Genomic DNA, 18,074 nt, shown 5'->3' with positions numbered 1-18,074 from the left:
AGAATCAACGAATTGCCATTAACAAAGGTCAATTATAATTTGACAGTTGGCCATTTAATAAAAATAATTTTATTTTTGAGGACATTTGCGGAAAGTCGGTTACAAAATGAAAACGCCTGATAAATTGTGAATCTATTCTAATATCTCAGAACAAATACGGGGAAGGCAGATAATTGGCGAAATTGATTATTTATTAAGGGGCATAAAAATTAAAGACAGAGGATAGAGTAAATATATAAAGGAATAGAAAAGGCATAGTGTCAAGAAATAAGGAGTTTAGTACTTGAGTTCCAGCGAAAATTCACTTAAAGATTATTTGCCGATTCTTTCCATGGCAGGGTTAATCCTGGTAGTGCAGGTTCTCGCCCTTCTTTTATCAACGCCAATGGAAGTTAATGACATGCAGGCTTTTGAAGATCCGACACAGGTTTCCAATTCGATTTATTATATCGTGATGATCCTGGTTTTTACGCTTCTTGTCCTGGTAGCGATAAAGAAAAACATGAAATGGATTATCAGCCTACTCATATACTTCGCCATAGTCAGTACTCTCTACTATGTCTTTTTCGCACTGTTCACCCTGATTCCTTCCTTCGCAGGCTTTGAAAATCTCGCTTCACTCCTGATTTCTACAGGGTTGACAGTATTACTTTACAAATATCCGGAGTGGTATGTAATCGATATTCTGGGGGTCTGCATAGCAGGTGGAGTCAGTGCCCTGTTAGGAATCTCCCTTTCCATTATCCCTGTAGTTGTCCTTCTGATATTGCTTGCAGTCTATGATGCCATCTCGGTATATAAGACAAAACATATGATTACCATGGCTGAAGGTGTAATGGACCTTAAACTTCCTCTTCTTTTCATAATCCCAAAGAACTCGAACTATTCATTCATTAAGGAAAGTTTTAAAGAAGGGGAAAAACGTGAAGCCTTTTTCATGGGCCTTGGAGACGCAGTCATGCCCACCCTGCTGGTAGTTTCCGCAAATGTATTCCTTGAAAACGGAGGATTCTCATACCCTGTACTTGGGGCAATGCTGGGAACTCTTGTGGGGCATGTATTTTTGTCCATACTGGTAATGAAAGGGAAACCTCAGGCAGGGCTGCCCTTCCTGAATTCCGGAGTAATTCTCGGATTTTTTGCCGGAGTCCTGCTTTCGGGAGCCTCAATCCTGTAAGAAAAAATGTAAATAGGAGTTTTACTTTCCTACTTCATTTATTTTTATAAATTTCAGTTTCCCATCTACTTTTCCGGGCTTTCACAAAGATTTTTTTATTTTATAGATTAATCAATTGACATGGCTAAACGAATCGCAGTGGTCTTTGACAGTGCCGGAACTCTTCTCCGCATGTACAGAGTTGCAAAAGAATCCAGCACCGGGAATATCCTTGAAAACATAGAGAGCACTGCCATTGTCGCGAAGAAAAACGGTTGCGGCCTTGTAGCTCTTAATACCGATAATGAAATAATCCTGCACTCAAGAAGGGATATGTTTTTATTTGAATTTATAAAGGAGTACAGAGTTTCAATAGGTATCAGCTGTTCAAAAGGAAAGTTTACCCCTGAAGTTGCCTGTGAGATCATAAGGGGGGCTCCTCTCCTGATGGGGGATGTACATGACGTGCTTAAGGCAGTTACATCCCTCTGCCCTGACAGCATTTATCTTGCGGCAGGTCTGATAGTGGACTCAGAGGCAAGAAAAGTACCTTATGTGCTCAGCACGGGAGGGCAGGTATTCGGTAAGACGTTGCAGACCATCCAGTCGCTCTATGCCATGAAAGTGGATATGTACATAGCATCCGGGGACAGAATGTCCGCTCTTGTGCAACTTGCAGAGTTAGTAAATATCCCGCAAGAAAGAGTCTTTGCTTTTGCAGATCCCATTATGAAGGAGAAAGTGGTGCTTGAACTTAAAACCAGGTACGAGAAAGTAGTTATGGTAGGGGACGGAATTAACGATATCCTGGCTCTCAGGGCAGCAGATGTGGGTATAATGACGACCCAGCAGGGAGACGAAAGACCAGAAGAGCTCAGGGCAGCAGCAGATGTGGTGCTCGACGATATAATCAAAGTTGTGGATGTGGTAAAAGGATTATAAAGAGCAAAAATCCCGTAAATTCACCAACTGATATTGATTCTAGATGTTAACAGTGACATAATAATGCGTTATGTTTATGTAATGTTTACTCTTATCTAATTGTTGCCCATATGTGTGAAATTTATTGATTCTGTTAATGCGATATTCACTTTAAAGTAATTACTTTTCACTCTTGAGCGATACGTCCAGGCAGGAGAAAGCCACCAGGACTTATTTGCAACTCATAATTTGCGGAGGAAAATACATGCCAGTATTTATTGAAGTAAAAAATCTAACCGTAGATTTCGATGGTCTTAAGGCACTGAAAAACGTAAGTTTAAGCATCAACGAAGGGGAAGTCGTTGGGATTCTGGGAAAAAGCGGATCCGGGAAAACAATCCTGATGCATGTGTTGCGTGGGACCGAATCTTTTGAGAATATCTCGGGCGAAGTAATTTATCATCTGGCCCGCTGTGAGAAATGCGGATATATAGAACGTCCAAGCAAAATTGGCCAGAAATGCCCGGTCTGCGGCGAGAGTCTTGAGGCATTCAAAGCTGATTTTATAAAACTTTCACTTTACGACCCTATAAGAAAGGATATCACCAAGCGCATTGCAATCATGCTCCAGAGAACCTTTGCCCTTTATGGGGATGAAAGAGTTCTGGTAAACGTCATAAACTCCCTGAATGAAATCGGGTATAAGGGAGAAGACGCCATGAAAAAGGCAGTTGAACTCCTCGAGGAGGTAAACCTGAGCCACCGTATGATGCACGTGGCGAGGGAGCTTTCCGGGGGAGAAAAACAGCGGGTTGTGCTTGCAAGACAGCTTGTAAGAAATCCATTTCTCCTATTAGCCGATGAGCCTACAGGTACCCTTGACCCCATGACTGCAAAGCTGGTTCACGAAGCCATTATAAAGGCTGTTAAGAGCTACAATATGAGCATGGTCCTTACATCCCACTGGCCCGAAGTAATCGAAAAACTGGCAGATAAGGCAATTCTGCTTGAAAATGGGGAAGTAGTCCAGGAAGGAGACCCACTTGAGGTTTCTGCGATCTTTATGCAAAGTGCATCCATGGTCAGGCAGGAAAAGAACGCTCTGGTAGGAGAGCCTATTATCCGCGTAAGGGATCTGACAAAGCGTTATATCTCAGTAGACCGGGGTGTGGTAAGAGCTGTGGACAAAATCTCTTTTGACGTGATGGAAGGAGAGATTTTCGGCCTTGTCGGGGTAAGCGGAGCAGGCAAGACCACAACCTCGAAAATCCTTATGGGAATTTTACCACCAACCTCAGGAGAAGTTGAAGTCCGCGTCGGGGATGGATGGGTGGACATGACAAAATTAGGGGTTGAAAACAAAGGCAGGGCAACGAAATACATGGGATTCCTGCACCAGGAATACGGGCTTTATACCCACAGCTCCGTAATAGACAACCTTACAGAATCCATTAGCCTGGACCTTCCATTCGAACTTGGGGTTCGAAAAGCCATAATTACTCTCAAGGCTGCAGGTTTTGAAGAAAATAAGGCAAAAGCTGTTTTGTCCAAAATGACCAATGAAATGAGTGAAGGAGAGCGACATAGAATTGCACTTGCGCAGGTCCTCATCAAGGAGCCAAGAATCGTCATTATGGATGAACCAACCGGGACAATGGACCCTATTACCAAGGTATCAGTGACAAACTCCATCCTTAAAGCCAGAGAAGAGATCGGAGAAACCTTTGTTGTTGTCTCTCACGACATGGACTTTGTGAATGAGATCTGCGACCGTGTTGCACTCATGCGCGATGGAAAGATCGTAGCTATAGGGAAACCGGAGAACGTACTCTCCCATCTCACTGAAGAAGAACGGTTCAAAGCTACAGAAGAAGGGCTCAAAGCTACAGAAGAAATATAAATATGCCGCCACCTCTTAACATAGAAAAATACTAAAATGAGGTGCCGATTACGAGTAATGAGATCAGCGTAGAGGTGAACGGGCAAAAATACACTTTGCCTGCAGGCTCTACCCTTGGAGACGCCCTTAAAGTTTCCAGAGCCCCCTATATAGCCGGTACAGCGGTTGGAATTCTTAAAAAAGCCGCTGAGAAGAGGACGGAGAATGTCACCGAATACGCTATCAAGACACCCAGAGGGGAGCTAAGGATAGAACTCAAAGATCCGGAATCATCCTCTGGAAAACTATGGGCTGAACATTATAAAGAGTATGAAGGTAAAACCATCCACTGGGCAAGTCCTGAAGCTCTGGCTTTCGGACCTTTTGAAGCCGACATAAAGCCTTTGCGTGAGACCGGGAGCTTTGAAGCGTTTGATGTTGTATTCGGGGCAGGAGGATTTGACTCCCGTAATACTCATCTGATCCTGTCAAGAAAAAGGCATGCTGCTGAGTATGGATCTCCCGAAGATGGCGTTTTTGCAACAGTTGTAACCGGGAGAAATCTTATTTTCAGGCTTTCGAGAGAAGACTCCATCCTGAGCATAGAGCCTATTATAGAATGGGAACAACTTGCAGAAAAAACCTGTACTACCGATCTTTCTACCCTTCTTGAAAATAATGACAGTGTATTTACTTATTTTGAGGTCGAGCTTTCCAGAAACTCTCCTAAGGGAGCTGAACACTTCTATGCCCTGACCCGTGAGGGAACTCTTAACGTAGATGTGATAACCAGCTCATTTCTCTCAGATGATAGCCTGAAAGAAGAACCTGTTCCTTATGAAAATTTTGATCCGAGAAGAGAAGGTGCCATCTCTGTCAGGACAGTCGGATACGGGGCCGGTAGGATATATATTTCCAGAGAGGAACGGCCTTCAAGCCTTGTGCATTCGGTCGTAGGGCAGGTAACAAAAGGCCTTGAGCTTATCAAACTCGCCGAAAAGGGACAGAAGCTGTCAGTAGAAAGCCTTCCTCCCCAGATAGTCCTGTTGGGACACAGCTTTGAAGAGGTCGAGCCCGTACTTTCCTCTATAGGGGTGGAACTGGTAAGAGATGGGTACACAGGAAAGGACGCAGTAATTGTCAGGCAGGACCCGCCAACAACTCTGGAAATTCTCGGAGAAGCGAAAGTGACTGCTTATGCGGTATCCAGGGAAAAACTCATTGAAGTTGAGCTTTACCCGGAGATAGCCCCAAAATCGGTAGACTTTTTCCGTCATTCTCTTGAACTCAAGACAAAAACCGTCGGAAAACTTCCTGTTTATATGGTCTATGAGAACACTTACCTTTTCAAAACAGAAAAGGAAGTGGTGAAATACAAAGAAATCCTTCCTGAAAACACGCCAAGTGGCAGGGTACTGGCCGGGGAAATAGGAATCACAAATCAGGCCGCAAAAAGGATGGGGACCATAGGAGCGAGACTTGTAGATGATGATCTCTTCGGTCCTACCGGAGAAAAGTTTTCCTCAACGAATATTATCGGTCGGATAGTCGAGCCTGAGAGACTTAAGGGCATCGAAGAAGGAGATGCGATATATATAATTGAAGCTGCACGCAGGAGAACTGATGATAAGGGGAACTGAGAATCCTAATTATTGATAATTATTAAATTATATAATTTGTATTAAATTAATTAAATAATGCATAATAAACTATTACATAACCGAAAATAATGTTGATACTTGAGCGGATTCACATGTTTGGATTTATCGCAGGTGAAGTCTCCCGAAGTTGAGGAGAGACAGAAGATGACAGAAATAAAACAAAATGAGATTACAAAGTACATTGTAATCAGTTCGGATAAAGTGCTGCCTGCGGATGCAGCCATGAAGATTTATGAATCAGAGTTTCCGGTTACGGTAAAGGAGACCTGCTTTGGGCTTATTGTAACAGGATCAAAGGAGGATGTCCTTTCAGTGGTAGAAAAGATTCAGCAGATGGATAAAAACCACATTTTTATAAAAGATAGGGGATTTCCTGCAGGTGATGAGAGGCGCTGTCGGGCAAGCCGGGGCGGAGGCCCGAGGCCTGGATTCCATTTCCTGAGGGAAGAAGTGAAGATGCTCCCTGCCATAGGGGCTGCACTTGATGAACTGGAAGCAAAAGAGTCCGTAAAAGAAAAACACAAAGAGAAAAGCAGGCTTAAAGTTTCTGATTTGGAAAAAATTATTGAAGAGGAGCTTGCGAGGTGAATTTTTTTGGCAAAGGTTTTCATTTACCCTGTAAACAGTCTTATTTTATCTGACCTGGTTGAGCGCTTCGAGCATAAACCCCTTACAATGATGAACCAGGTAAGAGAGAAAGTTACAAACATCAGCCTGGATTCTCCCCCTATTAATATTACTCCCGAAGATCCTAAAATCGGGCTTCGATATGCTGCGGTTGAAGTGCCGGCTGGAGTAAGGGGAAGAATGTCTCTAATAGGTCCCCTTATAGAAGAAACAGAAGCTGCAATCATAGTTGAAAACCCCCCTGCAAACTTTGGCTGCGTGGGCTGTAACCGCACAAACGAACTGATGAAATATCTGGTGCGCGATAAAGGGGTTCCTGTTCTGGAAGTAAAATACCCGGAATCCGACGAGGATGCCCGCGATTTCGTGAACAAAATCGCAGCATTTCTGGAGTCATTGCCTGAAGAAAAGCCGGACGAAGATGAAAAGCCAGTAGAGGAAGAACCGGCAGAAAAGGAGGCAGAGGAATGAGTGCCGAAGAATCCGGACTTGTAAAGATTGCTCTGGTCTCCTGCGGCTCTGAGTATGCCGGGGTTCAGCCCGAGTTTGAAGCTGCCGCAGCCAGAGTAGATGCAAAATTCATTTATCCCGAAATTGACATTGCATCCATAGATACCATAGGCAAAGATTTCGGGCTTGAAGTTGCAAGCGGAGACCTCAGGCTCATGATGGCACGGGCAAAGGCCGTTGTTGAAGGTACAACAAAAGTAGATGGGGTCTTTATTACTACCTGCTTCCGCTGTGCAGAAGGAGCTATTGTTCGAAACGAGGTCCGGAGGTACATCCATAAGCACTCCGAGATCCCTGTAATCAGCTATTCATTTACCGAACGAACAAGTGCAGGCACCCTGCTCACCCGTCTTGAAGCCCTGACCACAATTGCCAGGCGCAGGCATCTCCTTGCCAGGGAAGTCCAGACCGGGCTGACTGCGGGAATTGATTCGGGATCGACAACCACAAAAGCTGTGGTTATGAGAGATAACAAGATCATAGGTAAAGGCTGGGTGCCCACAACAAAAGTCCTTGAAAGTGCTGACGAAGCATACTCCCAGGCCCTTAAAGAAGCCGGAGTTGCCAGAGAAGAAGTCCAGGCTCTGGGCACTACAGGATACGGACGTTTTCTTATAGGGAACCATTTTAACGCCCAGCTGATCCAGGAAGAAATTACCGTCAACTCAAAGGGAGCTGTCTACCTTGCAGGCAGGCAAAAGGGCTCTGCGACGGTCATTGATATCGGAGGTATGGACAACAAGGCGATCTCTGTTGAAGACGGAATCCCTGGCATGTTCACAATGGGAGGGATCTGCGCAGGAGCTTCGGGACGTTTCTTTGAAATGATCTCAAAGCGGCTAGGTGTGGAGATTACGGAACTCGGGGCACTTGCAGTCAAGGGTATGCAGGAAAATGTAAACATGAACAGCTACTGCATAGTTTTCGGGATACAGTCCCTTGTAAACTCCCTTGCCAAAGGAGCTACTCCTGAAGATGTCGCAGCTGCAGCCTGCTACAGTGTGGTAGAACAGATCTACGAGCAGCAACTGCAGGAAGTGGACGTAAAAGAGCCGTTGATCCTTGTAGGAGGTTCTTCCCTTATCGAAGGAGTCCCGAAAGCTCTCGGAGACCTTCTCAAGATTGAGGTTCTTGTACCGGAAAACTCCCACATGATAGGGGCAGTAGGGGCAGCACTTCTTGCTTCCGGCTATGTGGAGGAGTGAGGTCAAAATGGATTCGCTTGAGATCTTTGTTGTCGAGTCAGCAATTGATTCGGAGCAGGAGTTTTACAGGAAGATTATCGAGGACAACCTTGCAAGTCTCAAGCTTGCTCCTGCAATAGGACGGATCAAGGTAGTGCTAAGACCTGAAGATTCTCTCTTCCAGATGGCAATCATTCTCAGGGATGTTGGCACCAGGGTTACGACAATCGATATTGCTGACGTGGAAGCAAAACCTGTCGCTGGAGAAGTAATGATTTCTATCAAAAAAGAGCAGTACATTCCGGAACTGCTCGGGAAACTCTGGGAGCGCTACGGAAAAGCGAACATCAGCCAGCCGGACCGCTGGACTGTAGCCATAACCACGGATAAACCCGCTGAAGAGGCGGCTTTTATTGCAGAAATGATGGTTGCAGACCCCAGGCACAGGCTTCACGAAAATCTCGTGGATTTCGCGGTCCGCGCCACTCCCGAGGGTTTCAGGGTTCGCTACCATCTATATAAAGGTAATCGATTTGTTTTTGTGGCATCTGAGGAAGCATTGAAACATGAGTGGATCGAAGAAGCAGGAGCAATGCTCGAAGAACTGACGGAAGGAGGGAAAAAGTAAGATGGTTGTACTCCTACCCTATCTTTACACCGGTGGAGTCCATAAGCACGGGCTTTTAATCGAACTGATGGAAGACCTCGGAGGCTACATAATTCAGAAAGTAGTTACCGGGACCGAAGTCAATCTTATAATGCTTATCCCTGAAAAAGATATTGATATTGTAAAAAAGCTCTCTCATGAACTGCTTGGAGTCCTGATGGAAGCTCCTCTTACAGGGGTAGAGATTGCAGTTGTCTCCCCTACACTTGCCTCACACCATCTGCCACATTCGGCCTGCGATATAGCAGAATACCTCCGCCATCCCGGAGCTAATACAAATATGATAGGGCTTGCAAGGGGAATGGGGCGCAGGGTCTCCCTGTCCATGGACTATGAACGAAAGCTCATCAACGAGCACGATATTGCGGTTTTCACCTTTGGGTCTTTCAGTGACTGTATTACGAAAAAGAAGCCGAAACTCTTTGAAGGCATTGAGATACCTATTGTGGTTACCGGAGGGCCTGCTGAACTGAAAACCGAAGATGTACCTGGAGCAGACCTCTACATTGGAAATATAGGAAGGGTTTCTCACAGGTTAAGAAGAACAGAGGAGATTAATGCCCTCGACAATCTGAACGAAGGGGTTTCAAAGATTGCTTCTGAGATTCGCCAGCAGCAGGCAAAAGACCCGCTTGCGGTACTTCCTGCGCGAGTCATGAAGGAGATCGAAAACCAGGTTCCGGAAATCCGCAGGGTGCTCTCTCCCGCTCCTCTCACCCTTCAGCTTGACGGACTCAGGGTCAAACTTCCATACGATGAATTCCATGAGAAAATTGAAAAGCTGGAGTTTGATGAAGGAGTCGTCCTTTCCGAGCTTGCAAATATTTCCAGGTCAAAAATGAAAAATTATATATTGATAAAAATCAAATCTAAGTCTGACGTTGGTTTTGCAATTTGACCCGGATTCTGTTGGGTTAAACTTTATCCTTTACATTTTTACTGGGTTTGTGGCTTTTCACTTATCCTTTAAACTGTAAAGCCCTACCAGAAAAATGGCGTCCAATCCTGTTTTCCACGTTAATGTGCGCTGGTGGTTTCTTATGGAACTTGAGGATATTGTGGAAATTTTGAAAAGTGACCCCGAGAAAGTCATCCCGGAACTTCTCGATGATGTCCGGAAACAGTATGGAGAAGTTCCTTACATTATGAATTTTATGAAAGATCTCCCTGAGATCTTCATCCCAAAAACTCTTTATGATAATTCTATCATGCGAGAGTTCAAAAATCTCGACCCGGAAACCGTGGAGCTTATTTCCATAGGTGTAGCTTCTGCCCTTCGCTGCGATCATTGCCTTAAAATGCATATAAGAATCGCAAAAAGAAAGGGAATCACAAAAGAAAAAATATTTTATGCAATAATGATAGGGGCATCCCTGGCCAACGCCGCAGTACTTGCAGGAAGTACAAGGGCGCTTGCATCAGAATTCCCTGGTGACGAAGAGGGATCTGAAGAAGAGGAAAGTGACGAAAAAGAACAATGCTGTGATCCTGATTGCGAAGTATGCAATATCTCCGGAGCAAACATTAAGTAAATAGTCAGCAAAATCCCCGAAATTTAACTTTTTCAGGCTCACTTATTGGAAGTTCAATTTTAGATTTTATTTTAAAAAACAATTTTTGAAGATCGTTTAAATTAAAAATCGGTTTACATACCAAATTCTGGTTCAATTTTTGCAATCACATTTCTAAGTTAAGTTCTTATAATCTTAAAGCTTATTTTTTAACAGATCTTTTCGGTATTTAATTAACGCAATCCATAAACTTATTGAGGTCAATTGAAAACTCACAAAGTATGCCTGTAAAACGGGTTTACCTGATTCTTAATTCTAAGAATTCTAATTCTAAGAATTCTAATAATCATACTAATAATCATACTAATAATCATACTAATAATCATACTAATAATCATACTAATAATAAAATAACAATGGTAATAATAAAATAATGTCAATAATAATGATGATAATTGGAAGTAAATTAATTGCCGATACGGAGGCTCATTTACATTAATCAACACAATATTCATGGAATCATTTTATCCGTCGTCTTATTGCTGGTGGTATTATTTTTACCTGCTGTTTTCCCTGCATCCGGGGCAAGTTCAGAGAAGATTCTCGATAATCCCTGGAATCATTCTCCTATTACAGTGTACATAGACGACAAAAATACCCCGCTCCATTACAGCCCCACCTACTATGAACAAATAGAGAAGGCTCTTGAATACTGGGAAGAAGGGGGAAACGGGAACCTCGAGTACAGCCCTGTTTTTGAGATTGTTGACTCCGAAGAAGCTGACATACGAATAATGTGGGTGGAAAACCTGGAGAGCGTGGAAGGTGCTCCTTCGGGTGTAGCAGGCTATGCAAAACCCAGTATCTCCGGAGACCGTTTCATTGGAGTGGATATAGTCCTTGAGGTTGGAAACTATCAGGGCAGGGGATGGCGGCAGTATGGTGACGCAACCATGCTTACCATTGCAAAGCATGAGCTTGGGCATGCTCTTGGCCTCGGGCACAGCAATGATCGGGGAGATATAATGTATCCTGAGTATGAACTCAGGGATAATGTGAACCCCATTCTGCTGAACAAATATGGAACTCTGCTGCGTGTAGCAGGTTTTATAGCTCTTGCAATTCTCCTGCTCCTTGGTGTAAGCTGGCAGTACAGCCGGAAAAAAAGAGAAAAACTTGAAGATGAGTACTTCAAATGAATGATATCAAATGAAAGATAAATTGGCAGATTTCCGGATCACACCGGAGGCTCGTAAGGTTTTTTGTTTTCGAGGGCAAACCTTTTGAAAAAGTCTCTGAAATAAGCAGGAAGTGTCTCCATTTCGAGAATGCGTTCAAGGGAAATCCAGGCGTATTCAATATGCTCCGAACTCAATTTTACCTCAGATATGACATACCCCCCATTATATAGAACAGCAATAACCTTTTTTTTCGGGAGCTCAAATGTTACTTCTCCTGCAACTTCCCCCGGATAAATTGAAATTCCGGTTTCCTCCCAGACCTCACGCACAACTGCTTCTTTAAGAGTCTCCTCCAGGTTCACCTTCCCACCCGGCAGATCCCATTTTCCAGGATTGGTGCGGGAGTTTTCCGAACGCCTGAGCAGCAGAAATTCTCCCTTCTCATTCCGGACAAGGGCGTATACAGAAATAATATACGGTTTCTCCAGATTCATGTAATATTATCTCAGATTTCTCTGTCTTAAAGGCTGGCTCTTTTAAGATCTTCACATTACAGGTCCTGATTAAAAATTATCTCTCAATAGGAAGGCTTTAAGGCAAATATTTCTATAGAGTGGTTACAAGACTTAAAGGGAAAGGACAGAATCCGGAATGAATTAATGAATGAATTAATGAATGAATTAATGAATGAATTAATGAATGAATAACTGAATGAAAAAGAATCGAAACAGGAATTCTAACTTAAAATCCGGTTGAAAAAACATCAGAACTACGTCACAAAAAGTAGAACTAAAAGAGACATAAAAAAGGGATTGATATGGCTGGCTGGAAAGGAAAAACAGTATCTTTAGACCTTAGCTCCGAAGCAGTTACCGTCACCGGTACCGATGAAAAATTAATCCGCATGTATCTGGGAGGCAGGGGACTTGGAGTTCAGTTACTTTCCGAGCTTGCAGATCCTGATATTAACCCTCTTAGCCCTGAAAACCCCCTTGTTTTCACTACCGGGCTGCTTACAGGTCTTGCTCCGATGGCTTCAGGGGCAGTTCTTACATCGAAGTCACCTCTAACAGGCACAATATTTAGCTGGAACATGGGTGGGGGCTTCGGGAGAGAACTTAAAAAAGCCGGGCTTGATGCTCTGGTCATTACCGGAAAGGCAAAAAAACCTTCCTTTGTGGAGGTAAGGGGGGAAGAGATCAAAATTGTGCAGGCAGACCAGCTTTGGGGAAAAAACACCGAAGCATGCACCAAGGCCCTGAAGAGTAAAGGAAGCGTCGCCTGCATAGGTAGGGCAGGAGAAAAAGAAGTTCTGATTTCTTCTTTTGTCATTGATTCCATCCACAGCGGAAGGGGAGGCCTGGGGGCGGTTGCAGGCTCAAAGCTGCTAAAAGCAGTGGTTGTAAAAGGGGATAAAGAGTGTTTGCCAGCCAGTCCTGGAAAGTTCAAAGATCTTGAAACAAAGATGCTAAAGCTTTTTGAAGCAAACCCCGTGCTTTCCAAAGGGCTTGCAAACTACGGCACGCCTGCATTTGTAAAACTTCTGGATTATATGGATCTCGTCCCCTGCAAAAACTTTTCCGGAAGAGGAACTACTTTTGCGGACCTGTTTTCAGGTGAATATCTCAAAACCAGCTTCGAGCTTGAGAAAGAAAGCTGTCCTGCCTGTCCCCTGGGTTGTAAACGAAGGATAATGAAAACAGGGCAGGTTCTTCCTGACTACGATTCCCTGTGGGCTTTCGGATTCAATCTTGAAAACCAGGACTTCGATTCGGTGCTCCGGGCAGACAGAATCTGTAAGGATTACGGGCTTGACCCTATCTCTGCAGGTTCCGTACTCGGCGCCTGTGTGGAACTCAAATCCGGGAAAATGGATCTCAGGGAACTTGAAACTCTTCTTGAAGCAATCGGGGAAGGGAGTGAACCCGGAAATGGAGCTAGAAAGTATTTCTCAGCCCGGAAGAGAGAATATCTTAGTATGGATGTAAAGGGTCTCGAACTCGGGGGTTTTGATCCCCGGGGAATCCGAGGGCAGGCCCTTGCTTACGCTACCTCTTGCCATGGGGGAGATTACTTTACAGCCTTTATGGTCGGACCCGAAGTTCTTGGAAAGCCTCTGCTCCTTGACCGCTTCAGCCTCAAAGGAAAAGCTGGAATTCTGCAGGTCTTTGAAAACCTGACTGCTGTGCTGGATTCCCTTGTGCTCTGTCCGTTTTCGATTTTTGCCATTAATGAAGAACTCTGTTCAGCCCTTTTACATTCGGGGGTCGGGCTGGAAGTATCTCCTGCGGAACTCTTGAAAGCAGGAGACCGAATCTGGAATCTGGAGCGAATTTATAACCTGAGGGCGGGTTTTACATGGAAAGATGATACCCTTCCGGAAAGGTTTTTCGAAGTCGACAGCGACGAAAGAGCAGATGGAATTCCCAGGCAGGAGTTTGAAGTTGCTCTTCAGGAGTATTACCGGTATCGTGGCTGGAATACGGAGGGAGTGCCCTCTCAGGGAAAACTGAGAGAACTTGGACTCGGATGTTAAAGGAAAACTGAAAAAGGCTACGGACTTTTGCATGTATTGCAAATTCCGCAGGAACAGGTTTCATCCGGAGTTCATAACACCTCCGCAGGAAACCCGTTAAATCTTTAGATTTAGCGGGTAATTGACTTGAACAGTCAAATTTTACCTATTATCTCGAAGATTCCGTTCAAATTAATGGAGTTCTCCAGTTATTTTGAAAGTTTTCTCTGAAATTACTCCCGGAAAAACAAAATCTCGCATAAGCGTTATATACTCTAGGATAATTAATCGTATTAGTTCTCTACCTGTGAGATTGTACATGCATTCAGGTAGTAATTACTTTCCAGTTTTTCTATACAGAGCAAGTAAGCAAAGTATGGATTAAAGGGTAGACAGGCTTAAAAATTAGAACAGCCATCTTATACCACTTCATCGGAATTGGCACTGGAAAAATTTCCAGCAAATCCGGTATGGCGCTTACAACTTATTGAGATAAAAGGGTAGACAGGCTTAAAAATTAGATAAGCCTTTTTATACCACTTCGCCGGAATTGGCACTGGTAAATTTGCCAGCAAATCCGGTATGGCGCTTACAACTTATTGATACACATATCTAAAACTTAAGGGAGAATTGTTATGAAACAGCAGGTTGAAGTTAAGGAGCTCAAAGAAGGGAAGTACGTAATCGTTGACGACGAAGCATGTATCATAAAGAGCATTACAAAATCCAAACCAGGAAAACACGGAGCCGCAAAGGCAAGAATAGAGACAATTGGTCTTTTTGACGGCCAGAAGCGCTCCTACATTGGTTCCGTTGCAAACAAAGTCTATGTCCCGATTGTGGAACGAAAAAGTGCACAGGTAATCTCAATCGTTGGCGAAATCGCCCAGCTCATGGATCTGGGAGACTTTTCGACCTTTGAGATTGTAATCCCTGAGGAATACAAGGAAAAAGTAAAAGAGGGCGAAGAGATTTCTTATATCACAGCCCTTGGAAAGGTCAAACTCGATATAAGGACATAAGTCCCTGAAAAGCAGGTGAAAACTCAGGTTAATAACCTGAGTTTCTTTTTTAAGTAAACAATTTACATCAGGTAAGAGTATGTTTTTGCCCAATTCCTTTATAGATGCTCTTGCAGACTATGAGTCTGCACGTTATGTTATTTTCGGCGTACCCTTTGACAACACCTCCTCGTACCGCGCAGGCAGCCGCTGGGCTCCGGATGCGATGAGGCAGGTTTCTGCAAATTTTGAGAGTTATAACCCGACATTTGACATCGATCTTGTGGACCTTCCTATTTATGATGCAGGAAACCTGGAAACATCAGCCCTGGTTGACGAAACCCTGCGGGATCTTTACGAAGATGTAAAGGGTTTACTGAATGACGGAAAGCTTCCAATAATGCTTGGTGGAGAACATTCCCTTACTTATTCAACGGTTAAGGCGTGTGCCGAGTTCGCAGGAGATGATTTTGGAGTCCTTATCCTTGACGCCCACTTTGATCTCAGGGAGGAGTACAGGGGATTCAAGAATAACCATGCATGTGTATCCCGGAATATTCTCGACCAGGTCACGAAGAATCTTGTTTCTATAGGCATAAGGAGCGGCCCGGAAGAAGAATGGGTTTTTGCCAGGGAAAATAACCTGAAATATTACACTGCAGATGATGTTGAATCCATAGGCATGGTCGAAGTCCTCAAAGAAGCAATTGAATGTCTGGACTGTAGCCAGCTCTATCTTTCTCTTGATATGGATGCAATAGATCCTGCTTACGCCCCGGGTCTCGGTACACCTGAGCCTTTTGGCCTCAGTGCCCGGGACGTCAGAACTGCAATAAGGACTCTTGCTCCTTACTCAATGGCTTTCGATGTAGTTGAAATTGCCCCTGAATATGATTCCGGACAGACAGCCATGCTCGGAGCAAAACTCATGAGAGAGTTCATTGCCTCCCATGCAAAAAGCTGTATCAAAATATAAGCTGCAAAGAACTTATGGGCGTTTTGTAAAAAAGTGATGAAAGGATGAAGTATCCCACTTTGGGACTTCTCCAATTCAATATATTTTTATTTGACAGCTCTTTATTTAAAAAAATCTGACTCGATCACACTCTTTATTCTTTATTACGCGCGCCAGATAGCTATGATCTTATCAATTGCTATGTGCGTGTATCTTCCGTTTTTTCCAAGAGTGAGTACATTGTCTGCGCAGGCTTCCACCTTTCCGTTAAAAATATCCGGCTCCCCGCAGTAGACGTCTACAACTTCTCCGAGATGATGTTCCACTATAAAAGACTGCATTTTTTGCACCTCAGGGTATTTCCCATATCTAATTTTGGTCCTGCTGAATAAGGAGCAGCTTTCATCCTCTATATGAAGAATAAAAAGCTTAAGTTCCTCCATCAGTCCAAAGAATTATCTAGCTGTAAAAGGGTTTAGAAATAGATCAATAATGCCCTTTTTCTTCCCCTGTCATTTCCAATAATATAATGGTTTTAAAATATAACGTTGTTAGATTATTGAGCCCACATAGCTATAATCTTATCAATGGCTATATGTGTAAGTTTTCCATCATTATTGAGTGTAAGGACATTATCGGCACAGGCTTCTACAGTTCCCCTGAAAATATCTGGCCCGCCACAGTAAACATCTACAGCTTTGCTAAGGTAATGTTCTACAATAAAAGATTGCATCATATATTTTACTCCTGCTGGTCTTCTTGTTTCGGTAGCTGTTTTTATTTGCCTGTTACCTGTCTACCATTGCTTTGTATATACCGGTTTTCAAACCAATATCTTAGAAACAGACATCTGTGTTTAACTAACTGCTCATTCCTTATAAATTTATTTATAAACTAATATTGATTTTCCGGATGCATCGGCTTTAAATCCTATTTAAGAAAATTAGCTTACGTGCTGAAATTTCACTTCTTTACTAGATAGCGGTTTTACAAAAAATAAAATCATAATTATATACTCTTTTACTTCAGGTTTATTTGCGCGGAGGAGCCCGGGAAAGCTAAGTTTAGCTGAAAAATATTTGATAAAGTCCTTTTTATGAAAAACTTAATGGAAACTCAGGCAATACATACGAGAATAATTATTACTACTTCTATTAAGAAATCCGACTTTCAGATTTTGGAAAAAAGATTTATATGCGGTTATTCACCCATCAACACCCTTAATAGCTATTTTTCATCGAACAAATGTCCCCTAAATTTTAAGATTATTTTTCAGTCGAATACCCCGCTAGCTTGCTACGGGGTGCGCCAGCGCAACTTTGATTAAAGAAGTTAAGGGATAGCTCTTTTTTAGAGCAGATCTCAATCCTCTCTACTATCAATTATCTCTACTATCAATCTCCCTGATCTCATAGAGAAAGATATCTTCAATTCTTGCGTCAAAAAGCCTGGCAAGCTTGAAAGCAAGCTCAAGAGAGGGGTCATACTTTCCTTTCTCAATAGCGTGTATTGTCTGCCTTGTTACCCCGACTTTCTCAGCCAGGCCTTCCTGAGTAAGGTCATGAATTGCCCTATAAACTTTAATATTATTCTTCATCTCAACCCCCGTATTCTTTGTTGTAGTGTCTGTAAAAAAGGGAATAAAGCACAAGAACACCACAACTGGCGTATGCCATGACGAAACCGAGATCTGTGTAGCCGGGGTAGAGATCTCTCGTGGCTATCAGAACTGCACCCCCAATAGCAAGACCCAGTGTAACTATCCGGAGAGTAACATACGAAGCCTTCTGGCCGACCTGGTGAACACGCTCGTCTTCAACAACACCTTTCACTCTGCTTTTGCATAAATATATAGCAGCTGCGCCTGCGAAGAAAACGCCTGCGGCTAGTACTGGATTGCTTATTGAAAAAGCAAAACTTAAAACCGCTCCCATGAACATTACAATAAGGAATAAAAATATTTGAAATTGCTTCAACTTCATCTGTAAAATCTCCTTATATATTTCCCATTATATTTGTTCTTAATACTGGTCATCTTAAAGTATAAGTTTGGATACATATAGTCAATTAAAATATATAAAATGTACTATACACTTTACATATGGTAAATATTATCTTACATTATTTAAACGTTTCTGGACTTATTGGTTGTCCCCTGCTACATGGTTGATATTCGGGTATCAAGTTTCAGGGCGGTAGTAATTTCTTTTTTATGGGAAGGAGCGTAAAACCCCGAAGTCTTCAGCTTCGTGGGATATAAGCGTCAACTTCCTCACGTTCTGCTGTTATTGATTCTGCAAACTTAT

General features: G+C 43.2%; 19 protein-coding genes. 14 read left to right on the top strand and 5 right to left on the bottom strand.

Going from position 1 to position 18,074, the window contains the following annotated elements; genetic code table 11:
• The first annotated feature begins 283 nt into the window (after positions 1-283).
• The 11 genes from EO93_RS07185 (at position 284) to EO93_RS07135 (ending at position 11,315) form a co-directional block, all read left to right on the top strand.
• Entirely contained in the window at positions 284-1,177 is an 894-nt protein-coding gene (locus EO93_RS07185) for a presenilin family intramembrane aspartyl protease PSH (protein WP_048161717.1), read from the top strand.
• 120 nt (positions 1,178-1,297) lie between these two features.
• Positions 1,298-2,098 carry an HAD family hydrolase gene (locus EO93_RS07180; RefSeq protein ID WP_048134070.1) on the top strand — a complete coding sequence of 267 codons (801 nt, stop codon included), beginning with the start codon at positions 1,298-1,300 and terminating at the stop codon, positions 2,096-2,098.
• Between the two features lie 244 nt (positions 2,099-2,342).
• Positions 2,343-3,977, top strand: a complete 1,635-nt coding sequence (gene atwA, locus EO93_RS07175; protein WP_048134068.1) for a methyl coenzyme M reductase system, component A2 — start codon at positions 2,343-2,345, stop codon at positions 3,975-3,977.
• A 41-nt stretch (positions 3,978-4,018) separates the two neighbouring features.
• Positions 4,019-5,596 carry a methanogenesis marker 3 protein gene (locus tag EO93_RS07170; protein WP_048161715.1) on the top strand — a complete coding sequence of 526 codons (1,578 nt, stop codon included), beginning with the start codon at positions 4,019-4,021 and terminating at the stop codon, positions 5,594-5,596.
• A 165-nt stretch (positions 5,597-5,761) separates the two neighbouring features.
• The gene (locus EO93_RS07165; RefSeq protein WP_048142219.1) at positions 5,762-6,205 is read left to right on the top strand and encodes a methanogenesis marker 6 protein; all 444 of its coding nucleotides are present in this window, start codon (positions 5,762-5,764) and stop codon (positions 6,203-6,205) included.
• Positions 6,206-6,211: 6 nt separating this feature from the next.
• Complete coding sequence (locus tag EO93_RS07160) at positions 6,212-6,715, top strand: methanogenesis marker 5 protein (RefSeq protein WP_048134062.1); 504 nt, start codon at positions 6,212-6,214, stop codon at positions 6,713-6,715.
• Entirely contained in the window at positions 6,712-7,959 is a 1,248-nt protein-coding gene (locus tag EO93_RS07155; protein WP_048134060.1) for a methanogenesis marker 15 protein, read from the top strand. Before EO93_RS07160 ends, EO93_RS07155 begins: the two co-directional genes overlap by 4 nt.
• Positions 7,934-8,566, top strand: coding sequence for a methanogenesis marker 17 protein (locus EO93_RS07150; RefSeq protein ID WP_235284142.1), 633 nt, complete (start codon positions 7,934-7,936; stop codon positions 8,564-8,566). Before EO93_RS07155 ends, EO93_RS07150 begins: the two co-directional genes overlap by 26 nt.
• 1 nt (position 8,567) lies before the next feature.
• Positions 8,568-9,503, top strand: coding sequence for a methanogenesis marker 7 protein (locus tag EO93_RS07145; protein ID WP_048134058.1), 936 nt, complete (start codon positions 8,568-8,570; stop codon positions 9,501-9,503).
• A 142-nt stretch (positions 9,504-9,645) separates the two neighbouring features.
• Positions 9,646-10,137, top strand: coding sequence for a carboxymuconolactone decarboxylase family protein (locus tag EO93_RS07140; RefSeq protein ID WP_048134056.1), 492 nt, complete (start codon positions 9,646-9,648; stop codon positions 10,135-10,137).
• 518 nt (positions 10,138-10,655) lie between these two features.
• Positions 10,656-11,315 carry a matrixin family metalloprotease gene (locus EO93_RS07135; protein WP_048161713.1) on the top strand — a complete coding sequence of 220 codons (660 nt, stop codon included), beginning with the start codon at positions 10,656-10,658 and terminating at the stop codon, positions 11,313-11,315.
• 38 nt (positions 11,316-11,353) lie between these two features.
• On the opposite strand, the gene EO93_RS07130 is transcribed toward EO93_RS07135, so the two are convergent.
• Positions 11,354-11,791, bottom strand: a complete 438-nt coding sequence (locus tag EO93_RS07130) for an NUDIX domain-containing protein (protein WP_048161711.1) — start codon at positions 11,789-11,791, stop codon at positions 11,354-11,356.
• Positions 11,792-12,114: 323 nt separating this feature from the next.
• On the opposite strand from EO93_RS07130, the gene EO93_RS07125 reads away from it, so the two are divergent.
• The 3 genes from EO93_RS07125 to speB all read left to right on the top strand — a co-directional run bounded on the left by EO93_RS07125 (position 12,115) and on the right by speB (position 15,789).
• On the top strand, positions 12,115-13,833 hold the full coding sequence (locus EO93_RS07125) for an aldehyde ferredoxin oxidoreductase family protein (RefSeq protein ID WP_048161709.1): 1,719 nt from the start codon (positions 12,115-12,117) through the stop codon (positions 13,831-13,833).
• A 614-nt stretch (positions 13,834-14,447) separates the two neighbouring features.
• Positions 14,448-14,834 (top strand): translation initiation factor IF-5A, encoded by a 387-nt coding sequence (locus tag EO93_RS07120; protein WP_048134052.1) that lies wholly within the window; start codon positions 14,448-14,450, stop codon positions 14,832-14,834.
• Positions 14,835-14,913: 79 nt separating this feature from the next.
• Positions 14,914-15,789 carry an agmatinase gene (gene speB / locus EO93_RS07115; protein WP_048161707.1) on the top strand — a complete coding sequence of 292 codons (876 nt, stop codon included), beginning with the start codon at positions 14,914-14,916 and terminating at the stop codon, positions 15,787-15,789.
• A 143-nt stretch (positions 15,790-15,932) separates the two neighbouring features.
• Here speB and EO93_RS17925 read toward each other — a convergent pair whose 3' ends face one another.
• The 4 genes from EO93_RS17925 to EO93_RS07095 form a co-directional block, all read right to left on the bottom strand.
• Entirely contained in the window at positions 15,933-16,109 is a 177-nt protein-coding gene (locus EO93_RS17925) for an MM0924 family protein (protein WP_200895026.1), read from the bottom strand.
• A 215-nt stretch (positions 16,110-16,324) separates the two neighbouring features.
• Positions 16,325-16,504, bottom strand: coding sequence for an MM0924 family protein (locus EO93_RS07105; RefSeq protein ID WP_048134045.1), 180 nt, complete (start codon positions 16,502-16,504; stop codon positions 16,325-16,327).
• Positions 16,505-17,146: 642 nt separating this feature from the next.
• Positions 17,147-17,365, bottom strand: coding sequence for a helix-turn-helix transcriptional regulator (locus EO93_RS07100; protein ID WP_048161706.1), 219 nt, complete (start codon positions 17,363-17,365; stop codon positions 17,147-17,149).
• Between the two features lies 1 nt (position 17,366).
• On the bottom strand, positions 17,367-17,750 hold the full coding sequence (locus tag EO93_RS07095) for a DUF2178 domain-containing protein (RefSeq protein WP_048161704.1): 384 nt from the start codon (positions 17,748-17,750) through the stop codon (positions 17,367-17,369).
• Positions 17,751-18,074 lie beyond the last annotated feature (324 nt).

Source organism: Methanosarcina sp. 1.H.A.2.2, from assembly GCF_000979975.1.
In the GTDB taxonomy this organism is placed as follows: domain Archaea; phylum Halobacteriota; class Methanosarcinia; order Methanosarcinales; family Methanosarcinaceae; genus Methanosarcina.
The sequence above is the reverse complement of the archived record's forward strand: the minus strand, read 5'-3'. Positions and strand labels throughout refer to the sequence as shown.